Source organism: Sphingobium sp. PAMC28499 (assembly GCF_004795815.1).
GTDB lineage: Bacteria > Pseudomonadota > Alphaproteobacteria > Sphingomonadales > Sphingomonadaceae > Sphingobium > Sphingobium yanoikuyae.
In genome coordinates, this window is sequence record NZ_CP039248.1 from 2,859,467 (window position 1) to 2,877,820 (window position 18,354).

The window sequence follows — 18,354 nt, forward strand, 5'->3', positions numbered from 1 at the left end:
TCCCGGACATGGTCCAGCGGAAGGCAGGCTAGGGCAGTTGGGTGAGGAGGTCCAGCGCGGACCTTCAGGCCCGCGCTTCCTCCACGCCGGCGCTGTTGTGGCGCAGCGCCGTCAGCACCGTGTCGACGATCGCATCGGCATCCAGCCGCGCGTCGGCATATTGCTGTTCGGGCTTGTCCTGATCCTGGAAGATGTCGGGCAGGCGCATGGTGCGGATCTTGAGGCCGTTGTCGGTCAGGCCAAGGTCGCTCGCCAGGGTGAGGACATGGGCGCCCAGACCGCCGATCGATCCTTCCTCGATCGTCACCGCCACCTCATGGGTGGTCAGCATCCGGCGGATCAGCGCCTCGTCCAGCGGCTTGGCGAAGCGGAGATCGACGACGGATGCCGACAGGCCCTTGGCCTCCAGCGTGTCGGCGGCCTTCATCGCTTCTTCTAGTCGGGTGCCGAGCGACAGGATCGCGACCTGGCGCCCTTCGCGCACGACGCGGCCCTTGCCGATCTCAAGCGCTTCGGGAACTTTCGGCATGGCGACGCCGGTGCCGTTGCCGCGCGGGTAGCGCACGGCGATCGGCCCACTGTCATGCACGGCGCAGGTATGGACCATGTGCGTCAGTTCCGCCTCGTCGGCCGCGGCCATCACGACGAAATTGGGCAGGCTGGCGAGATAGGTGACGTCGAAGCTGCCGGCATGGGTGGAGCCGTCGGCACCGACCAGACCGGCGCGGTCGATGGCGAAGCGCACGGGCAGGTTCTGGATGGCGACATCATGCACCACCTGGTCATAGGCGCGCTGCAGGAAGGTGGAGTAAATGGCGCAGAAGGGGCGCATGCCCTCTGCCGCGAGGCCGGCGGCGAAGGTGACGGCATGCTGTTCGGCGATGCCGACGTCGAAGATGCGGTCGGGGAAGGCCAGTTCGAACTTGTCGAGCCCCGTGCCCGACGGCATGGCGGCGGTGATCGCGCAGACGCGCGGATCGCGCTGCGCTTCGGCGATCAGCGCCTGGGCGAAGACATTGGTGTAGCTGGGCGGACCCGGAGGCGCCTTGGCCTGGGTGCCGGTGATGACGTCGAACTTCTGCACGCCATGATATTTGTCGGCGGCCGCTTCGGCCGGGCCATAGCCCTTGCCCTTCTGGGTCACGACATGGATCAGGCACGGCCCTTCGGCCGCATCGCGGACATTTTCCAGCACCGGGATCAGATGTTCGAGATTATGGCCGTCGATCGGGCCGACATAATAGAAGCCCAGTTCCTCGAACAGGGTGCCGCCAGTCGCCATGCCGCGCGCGAACTCGTCAGTCTTCTTGGCCGCCTTGTGCAGCGGGCGGGGCAGCTTGCGCGCCAGCTTCTTGGCCATGTCGCGCAGGCCCAGAAACTCGCGGCTCGACACCAGCCGGGCGAGATAGGCGGACAGGCCACCGACCGGGGGCGCGATCGACATGTCATTGTCGTTGAGGATGACGACCAGCCGGTTGCCCGCCTCGCGCGCGTTGTTCATCGCCTCATAGGCCATGCCGGCCGACATGGCGCCGTCGCCGATCACGGCGATGCCCTTGCCCGGCTTGTCCTGCATCTTGTTGGCGACGGCAAAGCCGAGCGCCGCGCTGATCGAGGTCGAGCTGTGCGCCGCGCCGAACGGGTCATATTCGGATTCGGCGCGCTTGGTGAAACCGCTGAGGCCGCCGCCCTGCCGCAGGGTGCGGATGCGATCGCGCCGGCCGGTCAGTATCTTGTGCGGATAGCATTGATGGCCCACGTCCCAGACCAGCTTGTCGTTGGGCGTGTCGAACACATAATGGATGGCGGTGGTCAGTTCCACGACACCCAGGCCCGACCCCAGATGGCCGCCGGTCACGCCGACGGCGGCGATGGTTTCGGCGCGCAGTTCATCGGCCAGCTGGCGGAGCTGGTCGGGCTGCAGCTTGCGCAGGTCGGCGGGGATCTTGACGGTGTCGAGCAACGGCGTGAACGGATTGGACATGGGGAACTGCCTACTCGCTTTCCTGCGCCAAGTCGAACCCTGACGTCATGCAGGGGGGCGCCAAATCTTCAATCAGGGAAACGGCGCGGGTGAAACGACTGTCCCAATCCCCGCCGACCGAAGCCCAGGTAACGCCGCTGTCGATCAGCACGTTCCGGCTGATATCGGCAAATCGCGCCCGCACCGGATCGTCGCCATAGAGGCGCGTGCCATCGTCGATCCAGGCGACATCGGGTTCCAGCAGCAGATAGAGGTCGGCCTTCGGGTAAGCGAGCAGCGCGTCGGGCACATAGCCGATCATCATCTCGGCCCAGGCCGCCGTCATCAGCGCGTCGGTGTCAGCGAACAGGCGACGGTTCGCCAGTCGCTGGCCGGCGGTGATCGTCGCGGACTGGGCGGCGCCGATCAGCAGCAGGTCAGCCTCGTCCATATCGACACTGTGAACTTCGGCCTGGGCGCGGCCATATTCGGGCACCCAGATCGTGTCGAAATGCCGGGCGAGCCGTTCGGCCAGTATCGACTTGCCGGTGCTTTCGACGCCATGCAGTACGATCGTCCGGGTGAAATGCGCGCGGATCGGCGGCGCGATCCAGCGCCAATGGCTCCAGGGATCGGCACGCACGGCGCTGGCGGACAGGCCACCCAGTCCGTTCTGGTCCGCACCCAATATGCGGGCACCTAGCGGCACGAAGCGGCCGCCGACTTCCTGCGCCAGCCGCAGCCCATAGGCTTCGCCCGCGAATAGCAGGTCGATCGGCTCGGGATGGGCCTGGGCCACGATGGCCCGCCAGATCGGCCAGAAGTCGGCGGAGTCTTCAGGCGCCTGCGGCACGACCGCATCATGGCCGATGACCCGGCATCCCGGCGCCAGTTCGCGCATCCATTGCAGCCGCAGCGGTCCTGGGATCGGATCGTCCGGCAGCCAGCAGACCAGGATGGTGAGTTCGTCCACCATCGCCCGCGCACTGTCGATCAGCATCTGGTGCCCGGCATGGGGCGGCATGAACTTGCCGAGCAGGAAGCCGCGGGTCATGCCGGCGCCCGGTCCATCGTGCGGCGCCAGGCGATTAGGCCCCATAGCGCGATGAAGAAGAAGATGGCGTAGAGGATCGACGTCGCGATCAGGCCGCGGCTCCAGAACAGGCCGGTGGCAAGGGCATCGACCGCCACCCACAGCACCCAGCTTTCCACCTTGCGCTGCGACTGCAATATCTGCGCGGCGACGCTCATGCCGGCGATCATGGCGTCGGCGAAGGGCGCGGCGGCATCGGTGAAGCGGGCCATGCCCATGCCCCAGGCCAGGCTGGCGAGCGCCGTGCCCGCGATCCAGGCGAGGCGGGCCGGAACGCTAAGGCGCGCCACCGCTATGCCGCCGTCGGCCACCTTCTCGCTATGCACCCAGTTCCACCAGCCATAGGCGTTGATCACCAGGAAGAAGATTTGCAGCAGTGCGTCGCTGTAGAGCTTCGCCTCGAAGAAGACGAAGAAATAGAGCGCGACCATGGCAATGCCGAACGGATAGTTCCACAGCGAACGGCGCGCCACCAGCACGACATTGATCAGGCCGAGCGCCGCTGCGACCCATTCGATGATGGTCATGAACCGCCCGTCAGTGGCAGGCGCTGCAGGTGCCGCGCACTTCGATCACCGGACGCACCGGCGCAAAGCCGGCCTTTTCCGCCACCGACCGCAGCGATCCGGTGATGGGATCATTGTCGATATGCGTCACCTGGCCGCAACTGTCGCAGACCAGGAAGATGCAGTCATGATGGCAACCGGGATGCGCGTTGGCGATATAGGCGTTCGCGCTTTCCACCCGCATCGCGATATTGTTCGCCACGAACAGGTCGAGGATGCGGTAGACGCTGTTGGGCGCGACCCGCTTGCCGCGCGCCTTGGACACAGTGTCGGCGATATCATAGGCCGATGCCGGCTTTTCTTCGGCCGCCAGTGCGTCGAAGATGGCGGCGCGCATCGGCGTCCACTGCTCATCCTTCGCCTCCAGCGTAGCCTGCGCCGCGTCGGCCAGCTTCTTGCCGGTGGGTTCCTGATGATGATGGTGCGAATGATCTGCCATGGCGATTATCTAGGCGTGTCCAACTGCGGCGGCAAGTGGCTGGCTCAGCCGCGCTGCCAATAGGCAAGGGCCGCCCAGAGCCAGCCGCCGATCATCATCGCGCCGCCGATCGGTGTCACCGCGCCCAGCCAGCGCGGGCAGCCCAGCGCCATGGCATAGAGGCTGACGGCAAAGATCGCCGCGCCGATCAGCAGCAACAGGGCGCCGCCGCGCGTAATGCCCATGATCGTCAGGACGGCGACGGCATGGATCAGCTGATAGAGGCCGCCGGTGCGCAGCCACTCCGCTGCCTGCGGGCTGGCGGCGCCATGGGCACCAAAGGCACCGGCAGCAATGGCAAGCGCTGCCGACAGGGCGGCCAGAATGGCGATCATGCTTCTTCTCCATCTCCGCGCGCGCGCAGGCGCATGCCCCGGCCGGGGCGGTACATCAGATCCTTGGCCGCCAGCAGATTGCCATGCTCGATCTGCAGGGCGAGGCGCTGGCCGTCATTCTCGCGATATTGACGCTCGACTTCCTCGACCTCTTCCGGCGGCACGCCCAGCGTCTGCATCGCCTGCACGCCCATGCAGATGGCCGATTCGAACACTTCCCGCACCACGCCGGCCAGTTCGATATCCTGCATCGCCAGGATCTGGCGACGATCGAACACGCGCGCCATCAGCGCGGCCTGGGGGAAGGCCTCGGCAATGGGCTGCAAGACGCGCCCGTCCAGCGAGGGATCGTCAATGCAGAAGGCGATCAGCCGGGCTTCGTCGGCACCGGCGCGGCGGAGCAGGTCGATCCGCGTGCCGTCGCCATAATAGACCTTCATGTCGAAGCGGCTCGACACCTCGATCTGGGCAGGCTTCTTGTCGATCAGCACCACGCCGAAGCCATGGCCCATCAGCATCTGGGCCACGGTCTGGCCGAACCGGCCATAGCCCACGATGATGGCGCTGCCGCGCGGCGCATCCTCCGGCCCCGGCAGGTCGTCGCGATCCTTGGGCTGGGCGAATTCGAAGCGGCGGGCAAACAGCATCAGGAAGGGCGTGGTCGCCATCGAGAAGGTGACGATCGCGCTGAACAGGCTCGCCGCCTGCGGTGCGATCAGATAGGCATTCTGCGCCTGGGCGAAGAGGACGAAGCCGAATTCACCGCCTTGGGAGAGCAGCATGCCGGCGCTCAGCGCCTGTTGCCAGGCCATGCCGAACAGCCGGGCGAGCAGGGCTATGATCGCGGTCTTGGCGGCCACCAGCATCGCCGCCATGCCGATGACGAACAGGGGATTGGCGGCGACGGCGCGCAGGTCCAGCACCATGCCGACGGCCAGGAAGAAGAGGCCGAGCAGGATCGAGCGGAACGGCTCCACGTCGGATTCGATCTCATGGCGATAGGGGGAGTCGGCCAGCATCACGCCGGCGACGAAGGCGCCAAGCGCGGTCGAGAGGTGCAGGCTGTGCATCACCGATGCGGCGGCCAGCACGGTGAACAGGCCGACTGCAACGAACAGTTCGCGCTCGCCCTGCCGGCCGACCAGGTTGAGCAACGGCCGCAGGATGAAGCGGCCGGCCAGCACCAGCCCGGCGATCGCGGCGACAGTATAGCCGGCCAACACCCATCCGGGCGGGCCGCCGGCATCGGCCGGATTGCGGGAGAGGGCGGCGACGATGGTGATCAGCGGAACGATCGAGAGATCCTGGAACAGCAGGATCGAGAAGACCTTCTCGCCAAAGGGCGAATTGATGCGGCCGCTGCTCTTGAGGCTGGGCAGCACCTGTGCGGTCGAGGAGAGGGCGAGCGGCAGGCCAAGCGCGATCGCCGCCCCCCAGGTGAAGCCGGTCGAGTAGAAGATGATGGCGATGAGGGCGAGGCCGCACAGCACGACCTGCGCCAGGCCAAGCGCGAAGATGTCGCGCTTCAGTCGCCACAGGCGCGCGGGATGAAGTTCGAGGCCGACGAGGAACAGCAGCAGAACGATGCCGATTTCGGCAATCGCCAGCTTCGATTCTGCGCCGCCGACGAGACCCAGCCCTTGCGGGCCGACGAGCGCGCCGGCGACCAGATATCCCAGCACCGCACCCAGGCCGAAGCGGCGGAACAGCAGGACGAAGGCCACGGCGACGCCGAGCAGGATCACGCCCTCGGACAGGAGGACGTCGGTGGCCGACATGGCGGTTTCGGCGACCGGCATCAGGCGTCCGCCATCCGCGCGGCTTCGGCAATCGCTTCGAAACCAAGCCGGATCGAGGGGTGGCGCGCGGGATAGCCGCGGGCCGGCGCCAGCACTGCAAGGCCGGGCCAGAAATCCAGATCCTCGCTCTCGCCCGCCAGATAGGCAGCCAGCTTGTCGCGCGCCTCTGCCAGTTCGTCAGCAGTGAGGCCGATCGCCTGGGCCGCCATCAGCGCGGCGGAGGCCTGGCCCAGCGCGCAGGCCTTCACGTCCAGGCCCATTTCGGCGAGCCTGCCGTCGGCCATGCGGACATCGGCGGTGATGCGCGAGCCGCAGGTCGGCGATCGCTTTTCCACGCTGGCCTGCGGATCGGCCAGCCGCTGGTGGTGCGGGATGCTCGCGGCGAGGCGAAGAATGTCGTTATTGTAGAGGGATGCGCTCATTATCCCTCCATGTAGGACAGTTATCGCCGCGGGAGAAGGCGGCAAAATGGCCTAGGGACCGCGATAGCGCAGCGCGTCCACCAATATGCTGAACGCAGCGGCGGGCTGGCGGCGACTGGGATAATAGAGATGATAGCCGGCAAAGGGCGGGCACCAGTCCTCCAGCACTGGGATCAGCCGGCCTTCATCGATATCCGCGCGCACCTGGTCCTCCATCACGAAGGCAAGGCCGAAGCCGGCGAGGGCGGCGCGGCGGATCATCTCGATGCTGTTGAAGGCCAGTTGCCCCTCCACCCGCACCCGGATTTCATGGCCGTCCTTTTCCAGTTCCCAGGCATAAAGGCCGCCGGCGCTGCGCAGGCGCAGATTGATGCAGTCATGAGCGGCCAGATCCTGCGGCGTGCGCGGCACCGGGCGGCTGGCGAAATAGGCGGGCGCGCCGACCACGATCATGCGCAGGTCCGGGCCGATGCGCACGGCGACCATATCCTTGGCGATCGCCTCGCCCAGCCGCACGCCAGCATCGAAGCGTTCCTTGACGATGTCGACGAAACCGGAATCGATGCTCAATTCGACATGGATGTCGGGATAGCGCGGCAGCAGCCGTTGCAATGCTGGCCAGACGACCGTGTTGCTGGCATGTTCGGCGGCGGTGATGCGGATGGTGCCGGCCGGTCGTTCGCGCAGGTCACCGAGCGAAGCCAGTTCGGTCGCGATGCTGTCGAGTGCCGGGCGTAGCGTGGCGGACAGGCGATCGCCGGCCTCGGTCAGGGAGACGCTGCGGGTGGTGCGGGTGAGCAGGCGGACGCCCAGGCGCGTTTCCAGCCGCCTGATGGTATGGCTGAGCGCGGACTGCGACGTGCCGAGCAGCGCGGCCGCTCGGGTGAAATTGCCGGTGTCGGCGACCATCAGGAAGGCGTTGAGGTCGACCAGCTCTTCGCGCCGCATTCATGAACTCCGGATATAAAGTCTTGCCGCTTTTATGATCTAATCCGCCGCTTGGCGACAGCCTATCTTCCGTTCGGACATCAAATCGGAGTGACCGCTATGGAAAAGCGACTTTTGGGCAAGAGCGGGCTGGAGGTTTCGGCCATTGGCCTGGGCTGCATGGGCCTCAACTTCGGCTATGGCACCGCCGTCAGCCAGGATGAAGGGATCAGATTGATCCGTGCGGCTGTCGACTTCGGTGTCACCTTCTTCGACACGGCGGAGGTCTATGGTCCCTATACCAATGAAGAAATGGTCGGCGCCGCGCTGGCGCCGGTGCGCGACCAGGTGGTGATCGCCACCAAGTTCGGCTTCGACATCGGCGCAGGCCTTGGCGCGCTCAATAGCCGGCCGGACAATATCCGTGCGGTGGCGGACGCCTCGCTCAAGCGGCTGGGCGTCGAGGTGATCGATCTTTTCTACCAGCATCGCGTCGATCCGGCCGTGCCGATCGAGGATGTCGCCGGCACGGTCAGGGATCTGATCGCCGAGGGCAAGGTCAGGCATTTCGGCCTGTCCGAGCCGTCGGCTGCGACGGTCCGCCGCGCCCATGCGGTGCAGCCGGTCGCCGCGCTCCAGAATGAATATTCGCTCTGGACCCGTGGCCCGGAAACCAACGGCATCCTTGAAACTTGCGAGGAACTGGGCATCGGCTTCGTGCCCTACAGCCCGCTCGGCAAGGGCTTCCTGACCGGCGCGATCGGCAAGGATACGGCGCTGGCCGAGGGCGATTTCCGCAACAGCCTGCCGCGCTTTGCCGCTGAGGCGCGGGCGAAGAATCTGGCGCTGGTCGATCTGCTCAAGGGCATCGCGGCCGAGAAGGATGCGACCCCGGCACAGATCGCGATCGCCTGGCTGCTGGCGCAAAAGCCCTGGATCGTGCCCATCCCCGGCACCACCAAGCTCCATCGGCTGGAGGAGAATCTGGGCGCGGCCAAGGTCGAACTGAGTGATGCCGACCTGACCCGGATCCGCGCGGCGGCCGACGCCATCCCGGTCGAGGGCGAGCGCTACCCGCCGCATCTGCTCGAAATCGTCGGGCGCTAACTACGGATGGGCTGGGGTGTTTCCCCGGCCCATTGCACGTTTGTCCCTGTCCGCCTATCGCCGCCGCGAACGGCCGGAACGAAAGGACAGCGCGGCGATGCACATTTTGGTCGATGCCGACGCCTGCCCGGTGAAGGAGGAAATCTACAAGGTCGCCTTCCGCCATGGTGTGCCGGTCACCATCGTCAGCAACAGCCCGATCCGCATTCCGGCGCATGAACTGATCGACCGTGTGGTGGTGGGCGACGGGTTCGACGCCGCCGACGACTGGATCGCCGAACGCGCTGGTGCCGATACGCTCTGCATCACCGCCGATATCCTGCTCGCCGACCGTTGCCTCAAGGCCGGGGCGGGGGTGATCGCGCCCAATGGCAAGCCCTTCACCAGCGCTTCGATCGGCAGCGCGATCGCGGTGCGGGCGATCATGGCGGACCTGCGCGCCGGCGCCGTGGGCGATCCAGTCGGCGGCCCGCCGCCTTTCTCCAAGACGGATCGATCCCGCTTCCTGTCCGCGCTGGACGAGGCGATCGTGCGGATGAAGCGAGGGCGGTGATGGGCGATTATGACGCGATAATCCTGGGCGCCGGCGCCGCGGGTATGATGTGCGCGGCGACCGCCGGCCAGCGTGGACGCCGGGTGCTGCTGGCCGACCATGCCGATGCACCGGGCAAGAAGATCCTGATCTCCGGCGGCGGACGCTGCAATTTCACCAATATCCATACCGCTGCCGATCGCTATTTGTCGGCCAATCCCCATTTCGCCAAATCGGCACTGGGCCGCTATACGCCGCAGGATTTCCTTACCCTGATCGGCCGTTATGGCATCGCCTGGCATGAGAAGACGCTAGGCCAGCTCTTCTGCGACGGATCGGCGAAACAGATTGTCGCCATGTTGGAAGAGGAATGCACGGCTGGCGGCGTGACCATGGCGTTGGGCCAGCCGGTGACGGATATCACCCATGGCGATGGCCTGTTCCGCATCAAACTGGGGGATCGCATCGTGTCTGCGCCGTCGCTGGTACTGGCGACTGGCGGCCCCTCCATCCCGAAATTGGGCGCTACCGGCTTCGCCTATGAGATCGCGCGCCAGTTCGATCTCAAGGTGGTGCAGCCCCGGCCGGCGCTGGTGCCCTTCACCCTGGGGCCGGACGACGCGCTGTTCCAGTCGCTCTCCGGCGTCTCTGCCGAGGTGGAGGTGCGCTGGAACAAGACCCGGTTCCGCGAGGCGGCGCTCTTCACCCATCGGGGCCTCTCCGGCCCGGCGATGCTGCAGATTTCCTCCTATTGGGAACATCGCACGCCGATCCACGTCAATTTCCTGCCCGATCTCGGCGTGGACTGGTTGCTGGCCGAGAAGCGCAACCGTCCGCGCACCGGCTTGCGGCGTGTGCTGGTCGAGCGCTTCCCCGAGCGCATGGCCGATGCCCTGCTCGAACGGATCGGCACGCAGGGTGACCTTGGCAATCTGCCCGACAAGACCCTGCGCCAGATTGGCGAGCGGCTGGCGGGCTGGTCCTTCATACCGTCCGGCACCGAAGGCTATGCCAAGGCGGAGGTCACGGTCGGCGGCATCGCCACCGCCGGCCTGTCGTCGCGGACGATGGAAGCCGCCAAGGTGCCGGGGCTCTACGCCATTGGCGAGGCGGTCGACGTTGCCGGCTGGCTTGGCGGCTATAATTTCCAATGGGCCTGGGCCAGCGGCTGGGCGGCCGGGCAGGCGCTCTAGGCACGCCCCACGGTCTGCGCCTGCGCGACCGCAATGCTGGCCTGAAGATGCTGGCGGCGGAAGGGCTTGGAAAGGCGCGGAATATCCGGGGCGATCAGGTCTACGCCTTCATAGCCCGATATGATGAGCAGCGCGATCTCGGGATGGTCGACGCGCAACCGCAGCGCCAGTTCGGCGCCGGTCATGCCGGGCATGATATGGTCGGTGACGACGATGTCGGGCCGGAAATCGGCGGCGATCATGCTGAGTCCCAGTTCGGCATTGTCGATGTCGACCACGTCATAGCCTAGGTCGGTCAGCATTTCCCGCGTGCCATGGCGGACCAGGGCATTGTCGTCGATCAGCAGCACCTTGCCTTGCGTCGCTGCGATCTCGCCGCCATCGCCATCCGCCACGACGGCCACCGGCTTCTGCTTCTCGATCGGCAGCCAGAGCTGGACTTCCGTGCCCTGGCCCACCTCACTGACGATTTCCAGCGCGCCGCCCAACTGGCCGGCCAGGCCATGCGCCATCGACAGGCCAAGGCCGGTGCCATGACCGACCGGCTTGGTCGTGAAGAAGGGCTCGGTCGCGGACGCCTTGACCGCCGGGGTCATGCCGATGCCGGTGTCGGTGATGCGCAGGCAGACAAATTGGCCGGGGATCAGTGGCACGGGGAGGCGGCTCTTGCACCGTTCGGCGGAAATGATGACCTGGCCGCCGTTCGGCATGGCGTCGCGCGCGTTGACCACCAGGTTGAGGATGGCCAGTTCCAGCTGATGTCGATCGGCGCGCACCGGCGGCACATCCGGCGCGGCATCGACATGGAGAATGATCTGCGGGCCGACCGTGCTGACCAGCAAGGTCTGCATATTCTCCAGCGTCTCGGAAAGATTGACCGATGTCGGTTGCAACGGTTGGCGACGGCCGAAGGCCAGCAGCCGCTTGACCAGCGTCTGCGCGGTTTCCGCCGCCTGCATCGCGATATTGGCGGTACGGGCGACCGCTTCGGGGGATCGACCGCCGGCGATGATCTGGTCCAGCCCGCCGATGATCGGCGTCAGCAGATTGTTGAAGTCGTGCGCGACATGCCCGGTCAACTGGCCCAGCACGTCCATCTTCTGGATTTGCCGCAGCTTGTCCTGCGCGCTTTCCAGTTCGCTCGTGCGTTCGCGCACGCGCTGGTCCAGATGATCGTTCAGGGATTCGAGTGCGCTGAAGAGCCGGCCATTTTCGAGTGCGGTGGATGCGGCCCGTGCCAGCGCTTCGAGCAGCGAAATCTCATTGTCGGTCGGCATCGCCGGCTCGGACCAATAGGCGCCCACGGCGGCGATCGGGTCGACCCGGCCGATCGGCACCATGATCATGCTGCGGACGAAGGTCTGGCTATAGGCATCGACCGGCACCCGGACATCGTCGAATATGTCGGCGATGACCGCGGTTTCCTGGTTCAGCATCGCCCAGCCGGACACACAGGTTTCCGCCGGAAATCGTTGCCCGGCCCATAAAGGCGCCTTGGCGTCCTCGGCGATATAATGGCATTTATCGCCGTCGCGCAGCACGACCGCGATCCCGTCTGCGCCCACTGCGCGGCGGGCGAAGGCGCGCAGGACGGCGACCACCGCATCCAGGGACCGCGCGCCGGCCAGGGCTTCCATGGCCTCGGCAGCTATGGTCCAGCGGGCCGCGAGCGCCTTCTGCGTCGAATGGTCTTCCCGGCCATATGCTCCATTCATCGTGTGACCTCTGAAGTGGAAGGGAATCGCACTATATCATCGATCAGACGGGCAGGGGAAATGGAGATTTGTCAGTAGGTTAAGACTAGGTATGATTACATAATATACGCAATTTTACGGCCTGTTCGTGCGGGCGCGAAGCCATGAAATGCGGGGTATCGAAATCGCCGTCATGGCTGCGGCGGTTCATTTTCCTGGGGCTGGGTCGGCGCGATCCGCGGTGGGGGCACGCCCTGCGGCGGCAGCGGCAAAGGCTGGTCGGACGGAATGCGAAGCTGGTTGCCATCGATCGTGACGGTCATTCCGCCCTGATCCATGCCGACGCCGACATTGCCGATGCCGGTTTCGACGCTGACATTGGCGATGGCGTTGACCAGGTCGGGATCCTGCTCTTCCTCGGGTACCTTCTCGACCGGCTCGTTGATGGCGCCGGCCATGAAATTGCGCCAAATACGTGCTGGCACACCGCCGCCGGCCGCGCCGCCGGGCAGCGGGGCATTGTCGTCATTGCCGATCCACACCGCCGTCACCAGGCCGCCGGCATAGCCGACGAAAATCGCGTCGCGACTATCCTGGGTCGTGCCGGTCTTGCCGAAGGTGCTGGTGCGCAGCGCCGCGGCGCTGCCGGTGCCGCGATTGGCGGCGGACGACAGGAGGTCGCGGATCATTTCGAGCTGATCGTCGCTGAAATGACGCTGGCGCTTCATCAGTCGGTCGAACCAGCCCTGTTCCTCGGGCGGCAGGCCATGGGCGAGCACCGGATAGGCGCCGGCCGCCACCGACGCATAGGCCTCGGCCAGCTCCACCAGCGGGATTTCCGACGTTCCGAGCGCGAGGCTGAGATCCTCGGTCAGCGGCGCGGTAACGCCCAGATCGCGGGCAACCTTGATGACATTGTCGACGCCGACCTTCTGGGTCAGGCGCACCGCTGCCACATTGCTCGAAGCGGCAAAAGCCTGGCGCAACGTGATGCGGCCGCGATATTTGCCGCCATGATTGGCCGGGCGATAGGTGCCGGTGGTGATCGGCGTATCCTCGATCATGTCATCGGGCGTCATGCCGGCGCGGAACGCGGCGAGATAGACGAACAGCTTGAAGGTGGAGCCGGGCTGGCGCTTCGCCTGCACGGCCCGGTTGAAGCTGCTCTTCTCGTAATTCTTGCCGCCGATCATGGCGACGACGCTGCCGTCCGGCTTCATCGCCACCAGCGCCACCTGTGCCCCGCCCAGCGGCGCGCGCCGGATCGCGGCTTCGGCGAGGCGCTGGATGCGCCAGTCGAGCGTCGTCTTCACCTCCTGCGCGCCATAGACGGCACCGGCCCGGTCGCGCGCTTCGGGCAGCACCCAGTCGGCAAAATAGGTGCCGCTGGTGGCATCCGGGGATTCGCGCACATCCAGGCGAGCCGGGGCGAGCTGATCGCGCTGGGCCTTGCTGATATAGCCGGCCTCGACCATCGCCTGCGTCACCAGCGCGGCGCGGGCGCGCGCGCCCTTCAGATTGCTGGTCGGCGCGAGACGCGATGGCGCCTTCAGCAGGCCGGCCAGCATCGCGGCCTGGGATATGGTCAGCCGTTCGGGCTGGCGATCGAAATAATGCAGCGAGGCGGCGCGCAGGCCATAGACATTGTCGCCGAAATAGACGTTCGAGAGATAGCGTTCGAGGATCTGGTCCTTGGTCAGCCAGGCCTCCAGCCAGAAGGCGATCAGCGCTTCGCGCGCCTTGCGGCCCATGGTCCGGTCGCTCGACAGGAATACGCCCTTGGCCAGCTGCTGGGTGATGGTGCTGCCGCCCTGTGACGATCCGTCGGACCAGATATTGTGCCACATGGCGCGGGCGATGCCGCGCGGATCGACGCCCCAATGGTCATAGAAGCGGCGATCCTCGATCGCCATGAAGGCCTGGGGCACATGGGCGGGCAGCTTGGCCACCTCCACCGGCTTGTCGATGATGGCGCCGCGCCGCGCAACCAGATGCCCGTCGGCCGACATCAGGCTGATGCTGGGCGGGGCAATGGGCTGCAGCGAGCGCGACATCGGCGCCGTTACCGCCAGCCAGGCGATGATCAGCATCAACAGGGCCAGCCCTGCCGCCACGATCCAGCCGAAAATCTGCAGCCGCCGCTTCCACGGGGTGGGCGGGGCAAAGGCGCTAGGCGGCCCGGCGCCGAACGGGCGCGCTTCGTCAGCGGCCGGGGCAGGCGTGCCGGTAGGGGTGGGGTTGGGCAATTCGGTCATCGGCACGGCCATGCTGTATTATGTTGTTGATACGGTCAAGTCTGTCCCGCGACGGGACATCCCGGATTTTACGAAATTTGCCATGGAACTAATGGTAAATATCGCGTTAACCAATCCTTATGAGAAACCGAGTCCTCGTCCTCACCAACGAAGCCGCCCGGCACCCCTTTCGGCAGCGGCTGCCCCGTCACATCTTCCAGCTGACGGACGATGCGTCGTCGCAGGCGCGTCGCCGCCGCGATGTGGCCGTCTCCGACGATAATGACTGGAAGCTGTTCGTGCTGAGCTTCTCGGCCTTCTTCACGGCTTTCTACAGCTTCATCTTCTAAAGCTCGCTGCTGCAGGCCGGGCCGTCACAGGCCTTGTGCAGCCGCCAGGCCAGCCAGGCGCAGGGCAGGCACATCGCCGCCACCAGCAGCAGCTGATAGACCACCTCCAGGCCGGCCAGGGTCAGGCCGATCGCGATCAGTGATCCGACCACCATGGCGCCGGAATTGACGATATTGTTGGCCGCAACGGTGCGCGCCGCTTCGCACTTCTCGACCGTGGTCGTGAGGAAGGCGTAGAGCGGCACCACGAACATGCCGCCAAAGGTCGCCACGCCGAGCAGGCAGAGAGACAGCGGGATCGCCATGGGATGGGCGAGGAAGCCGGCGAGCGGCAGCATCTGGCCGCCGGGCGCGGGCGTCCACAGGTCACACACCACATGGAAGGCGATGATGCAGCAGCCCATGCCGATCACCGACGCAGGCGCATATTTGGCCGAGACATGGCCGGCGAGTAGCCGGTTGATCGCGATCGATCCGATCGCGATGCCAATCGAGAAGATGGCCAGGAACAGGCTGGCGACCGATTTGTCGGCGGTCAGGACATTCTTCACCAGCGGCGGGAACTGGATGAACAGCACCGACCCCACGGCCCAGAAGAAGCTGATCGACATGATCGCAAGATAGAGGCGCGGAATGTGCATCGTGCCGCGCACCAGCGCGACCGAGGATCGGATGACATGGAAGTCGATCGGCTGCTTGGCGAGCAGTGACGGGGCGGGCGGCACGGCCCGGCTGGCAAAATAGCCGATGAAGGCGGTCACCACCACGCCGATGGCCGCAGCCTCGATCGGGATGATGCCGGCCAGGATGGTGCCGGCCAGGATCGCGATATAGGTGCCGGCCTCCACCAGTCCGGTGCCGCCCAGAACCTCGTCATCATGCAGATGCTGGGGCAGGATCGCATATTTGATCGGGCCGAAGAAGGTGGAGTGGATGCCCATCGCGAACAGCGCGGCGAGCAGCAGTGGGATCGCCAGGATATGGACGGCGATGCCGCTCCAGATCAGCGCCAGGCCGGTCGCGCCGACCGTCATGATGACGATTTCGGCTGCCTTCACCCAGCGGATGATGACGGCCTTGTCGCGCTGATCGGCCAATTGGCCCGACAGGGCGGACAGCAGGAAGAAGGGGATGATGAAGATGCCGGTGGCCAGCGCACTGAACCAGGTTTCGGACCGCTCGTCATTATAGACCTGATACACCACGAACAGCACCATGGCGTTCTTGAACAGGTTATCGTTGAAGGCGCCGAGAAGCTGGGTGATGAAAAGCGGCAGAAAACGGCGCTTTTTGAGGAGCCTGAGTGAGGCTTGCATGAGTGCGTTTGGCTTTTCGCTGTGGACGACCGGGGGGCGGTCTAGCCGCTGCAGGCGGGCCTGTCCAATTTCCTGTTCACTTCTTGCTGCCTTCGCTTGTGCCCGATGCGGGACTGTGGCAGGTCGCCCTGATGCTGACGCTGCCCAATTTGCTGACGCTTTCGCGCATCATCACCGTGCCCTTGCTGGTGGCCCTGTTGTGGCCCGGCGAGATGGGCGCGCGCTGGACCACGGGCTATGGCCTTGCCTTCGGTCTCTACTGCCTGATGGGCATCACCGACTATTTCGACGGCTACCTCGCCCGTGCGCAGGGCGCGGTGTCGAAGCTCGGCGTGTTCCTTGATCCGATCGCGGACAAGATCATGGTCGGCGCGGTCATCCTGATGCTCGCCGCAACGCGCGACATCGCCGGCATCCATATCGCGGCCGCGATGATCATCCTGCTGCGCGAGATCGCCGTGTCGGGGCTGCGGGAATTTCTGGCCGGCCTTCAGGTGTCGGTCCCGGTATCGCGCCTGGCCAAGTGGAAAACCACGTTCCAGTTGATTGCGCTGGGCGCCCTGATCCTGGCCGGCGCCGTGCCGCAATTTCCCTTCGTGCAGAGCGTCGGCATCCTGACGCTGTGGGCCGCCGCGATCCTGACGCTGATTACCGGCTGGGATTATCTGCGCGTCGGCATCAAGCATATGGACTGACCGGCATGGCCGCTGTGACCCTCGTCTATTTTGCCTGGGTGCGCGAAGCCATTGGCCGCGATGAGGAGCGGGTCGAACTGGCTTCGCCGGATGAGACCATAGCGGAACTGGTGATGCGATTGGCGGCACAGGGCGGTGGCTATGCCGAGGCGCTGGCCAATCCCGATCGGTTGCGCGCGGCGCTGGACCAGCAATTTGTCGGTTTCGATCAGGCAATCGGCACGGCGCGGGAACTGGCGCTGTTCCCGCCGGTCACGGGTGGATGAAACGGGTCGCCATCCAGGCGGATGATTTCGATATTTCGGCCGAGCTTGCCGCGCTCGAAGCGCTGGGCGGCGGCGGGGTGGCCAGTTTCACCGGTATCGTCCGCGGCGAAGAGGGGCTGGTGGCGCTGGAACTGGAACATTATCCGGCGATGACGCAGCGCCAGGCCGAACGGATCGCGGATGAGGCGATGGCGCGCTGGCCGCTGCTGGGGCTGTCGATCATCCATCGCCATGGTCGGTTGCTGCCGGGCGAGCGGATCGTGTTCGTCGGCACGGCATCACGGCATCGCGCGGCGGCGCTGGAAAGCTGCGCCTTCCTGATCGACTGGCTGAAATCGTGCGCGCCCTTCTGGAAGAAGGCGCATTATGCCGATGGCGCAGGTGCCTGGGTCGCGCCCCGCGCCGAGGATGAGGCCAAGGCGCAGGGCTGGGATCGCTGATCGATCAGGCGGCGTTGGCGCGGATCGCGGGATGGTCCGCCGCGTCGCGCAATATCTCGGCGAGCAGATGGAATTCCTTTTCGCGCGGACTGTTCTTGCGCCAGACCAGGGCAATGTCGCGCCAGGCATGATCGGATTGCAGCGGGCGCGCGGTGATATTGGTATGTTCCAATATGCCGCCGGCCAGCGCCATTTCCGGCAGCATGGTGACGCCCAGGCCATTGTCGACCATCTGGATCAGCGTGTGGAGCGAGGTGCCCATCATCGTCGCGCTGGCGCGCAGGTCGGGGCGATTGCAGGCGGCGAGCGCATGGTCCTTCAGGCAATGCCCGTCCTCCAGCAGCAGCAGCTTGTTCTCGTCGATCATGTCCGGCTTGATCCAGTCCGGCGGATTGGTCGGATCGTCGCGCGGGAAGGCGACATAGAGCGGATCCTGGAACAATATCTCGCTGTCCAGTTCGCCGGTCGGATAGGGCAGCGCCATCAGCACGCAGTCGACATTGCCATGGCGCAGCGAATCGATCGCCGCCTGGGTCGTTTCCTCGCGCAGATAGAGTTTCAGTTCCGGCCGGTCGGCGCGCAGGCGGGGAAGCAGACGGGGTAGCAGGAAGGGCGCGATCGTCGGGATGACGCTCATCCGCAATTCGCCGGTCAGCGGCTTGCCTGACGCCTCGGCGATCGCGGCAAGCTCCTCCGCCTCGCGCAGGACGCGGTGCGCCTTTTCGACGATGCGATCGCCCAGCGCCGTGAAGCGCACGACGCGGCGCGTTCGCTCGACCAGCGTGACGCCGATCAGGGATTCCAGTTCGCGGATGCCGGCCGACAGGGTGGACTGGGTCACATAGCAGCTGTCGGCCGCCTTGCCGAAATGGCCATGTTCCTTCAGCGCAACCAGATATTGCAGCTGTTTGAGCGTGGGCATGTAGTTCGACATTTATCGGATT

At 65.7% G+C, this 18,354-nt stretch carries 19 protein-coding genes; 7 read left to right on the forward strand and 12 right to left on the reverse strand.

Annotated features, from left to right (window positions below):
- Positions 1-64: 64 nt before the first annotated feature.
- The 8 genes from dxs to E5554_RS13865 are packed head-to-tail and all read right to left on the reverse strand — an operon-like array spanning position 65 to position 7,604.
- Positions 65-1,984: a 1-deoxy-D-xylulose-5-phosphate synthase gene (gene dxs, locus E5554_RS13830; protein WP_136187134.1), complete on the reverse strand. Its 1,920-nt coding sequence runs from the start codon at positions 1,982-1,984 to the stop codon at positions 65-67.
- Positions 1,985-1,994: 10 nt separating this feature from the next.
- Positions 1,995-3,017, reverse strand: coding sequence for an AAA family ATPase (locus tag E5554_RS13835; protein ID WP_136187135.1), 1,023 nt, complete (start codon positions 3,015-3,017; stop codon positions 1,995-1,997).
- Positions 3,014-3,583 carry a nicotinamide riboside transporter PnuC gene (pnuC, locus tag E5554_RS13840; protein ID WP_136187136.1) on the reverse strand — a complete coding sequence of 190 codons (570 nt, stop codon included), beginning with the start codon at positions 3,581-3,583 and terminating at the stop codon, positions 3,014-3,016. The genes E5554_RS13835 and pnuC overlap by 4 nt, the downstream gene beginning before the upstream one ends.
- 10 nt (positions 3,584-3,593) lie before the next feature.
- Positions 3,594-4,061, reverse strand: coding sequence for a transcriptional repressor (locus E5554_RS13845; RefSeq protein ID WP_017499240.1), 468 nt, complete (start codon positions 4,059-4,061; stop codon positions 3,594-3,596).
- Positions 4,062-4,105: 44 nt separating this feature from the next.
- Positions 4,106-4,435, reverse strand: coding sequence for a DUF423 domain-containing protein (locus E5554_RS13850; protein ID WP_004212379.1), 330 nt, complete (start codon positions 4,433-4,435; stop codon positions 4,106-4,108).
- Positions 4,432-6,234 carry a cation:proton antiporter gene (locus E5554_RS13855; protein ID WP_136187137.1) on the reverse strand — a complete coding sequence of 601 codons (1,803 nt, stop codon included), beginning with the start codon at positions 6,232-6,234 and terminating at the stop codon, positions 4,432-4,434. The genes E5554_RS13850 and E5554_RS13855 overlap by 4 nt, the downstream gene beginning before the upstream one ends.
- On the reverse strand, positions 6,234-6,656 hold the full coding sequence (locus E5554_RS13860) for an iron-sulfur cluster assembly scaffold protein (RefSeq protein ID WP_099231896.1): 423 nt from the start codon (positions 6,654-6,656) through the stop codon (positions 6,234-6,236). The genes E5554_RS13855 and E5554_RS13860 overlap by 1 nt, the downstream gene beginning before the upstream one ends.
- Before the next feature lie 51 nt (positions 6,657-6,707).
- Positions 6,708-7,604, reverse strand: a complete 897-nt coding sequence (locus tag E5554_RS13865) for a LysR family transcriptional regulator (RefSeq protein WP_004212385.1) — start codon at positions 7,602-7,604, stop codon at positions 6,708-6,710.
- 99 nt (positions 7,605-7,703) lie between these two features.
- On the opposite strand from E5554_RS13865, the gene E5554_RS13870 reads away from it, so the two are divergent.
- The 3 genes from E5554_RS13870 (at position 7,704) to E5554_RS13880 (ending at position 10,415) form a co-directional block, all read left to right on the forward strand.
- A complete protein-coding gene (locus tag E5554_RS13870) occupies positions 7,704-8,690 on the forward strand; it encodes an aldo/keto reductase (RefSeq protein WP_136187138.1) in 987 nt (328 codons plus the stop codon).
- A 97-nt stretch (positions 8,691-8,787) separates the two neighbouring features.
- Positions 8,788-9,243: a YaiI/YqxD family protein gene (locus E5554_RS13875; RefSeq protein WP_136188364.1), complete on the forward strand. Its 456-nt coding sequence runs from the start codon at positions 8,788-8,790 to the stop codon at positions 9,241-9,243.
- Complete coding sequence (locus E5554_RS13880) at positions 9,243-10,415, forward strand: NAD(P)/FAD-dependent oxidoreductase (RefSeq protein ID WP_136187139.1); 1,173 nt, start codon at positions 9,243-9,245, stop codon at positions 10,413-10,415. The genes E5554_RS13875 and E5554_RS13880 overlap by 1 nt, the downstream gene beginning before the upstream one ends.
- Here the strand turns inward: E5554_RS13880 and E5554_RS13885 are convergent.
- Both E5554_RS13885 and E5554_RS13890 read right to left on the reverse strand, forming a co-directional pair.
- The gene (locus tag E5554_RS13885; RefSeq protein ID WP_136187140.1) at positions 10,412-12,130 is read right to left on the reverse strand and encodes an ATP-binding protein; all 1,719 of its coding nucleotides are present in this window, start codon (positions 12,128-12,130) and stop codon (positions 10,412-10,414) included. The genes E5554_RS13880 and E5554_RS13885 overlap by 4 nt on opposite strands.
- Before the next feature lie 170 nt (positions 12,131-12,300).
- Complete coding sequence (locus tag E5554_RS13890; protein WP_136187141.1) at positions 12,301-14,376, reverse strand: PBP1A family penicillin-binding protein; 2,076 nt, start codon at positions 14,374-14,376, stop codon at positions 12,301-12,303.
- 107 nt (positions 14,377-14,483) lie between these two features.
- Here E5554_RS13890 and E5554_RS13895 point away from each other — a divergent pair, with 107 nt between their 5' ends.
- Complete coding sequence (locus E5554_RS13895; protein ID WP_004212393.1) at positions 14,484-14,693, forward strand: hypothetical protein; 210 nt, start codon at positions 14,484-14,486, stop codon at positions 14,691-14,693.
- Here the strand turns inward: E5554_RS13895 and E5554_RS13900 are convergent.
- Complete coding sequence (locus E5554_RS13900; RefSeq protein WP_136187142.1) at positions 14,690-16,009, reverse strand: MFS transporter; 1,320 nt, start codon at positions 16,007-16,009, stop codon at positions 14,690-14,692. The two genes, E5554_RS13895 and E5554_RS13900, sit on opposite strands and share 4 nt — an antisense overlap.
- 131 nt (positions 16,010-16,140) lie before the next feature.
- On the opposite strand from E5554_RS13900, the gene pgsA reads away from it, so the two are divergent.
- The 3 genes from pgsA to E5554_RS13915 are packed head-to-tail and all read left to right on the forward strand — an operon-like array spanning position 16,141 to position 17,410.
- Entirely contained in the window at positions 16,141-16,704 is a 564-nt protein-coding gene (pgsA, locus tag E5554_RS13905) for a CDP-diacylglycerol--glycerol-3-phosphate 3-phosphatidyltransferase (protein WP_004212395.1), read from the forward strand.
- Between the two features lie 5 nt (positions 16,705-16,709).
- Complete coding sequence (moaD, locus tag E5554_RS13910; RefSeq protein ID WP_136187143.1) at positions 16,710-16,970, forward strand: molybdopterin converting factor subunit 1; 261 nt, start codon at positions 16,710-16,712, stop codon at positions 16,968-16,970.
- Positions 16,967-17,410 carry a molybdenum cofactor biosynthesis protein MoaE gene (locus E5554_RS13915; protein WP_136187144.1) on the forward strand — a complete coding sequence of 148 codons (444 nt, stop codon included), beginning with the start codon at positions 16,967-16,969 and terminating at the stop codon, positions 17,408-17,410. Before moaD ends, E5554_RS13915 begins: the two co-directional genes overlap by 4 nt.
- A gap of 4 nt (positions 17,411-17,414) precedes the next feature.
- On the opposite strand, the gene E5554_RS13920 is transcribed toward E5554_RS13915, so the two are convergent.
- Positions 17,415-18,344, reverse strand: a complete 930-nt coding sequence (locus tag E5554_RS13920) for a hydrogen peroxide-inducible genes activator (protein ID WP_004212401.1) — start codon at positions 18,342-18,344, stop codon at positions 17,415-17,417.
- Between the last annotated feature and the right edge of the window lie 10 nt (positions 18,345-18,354).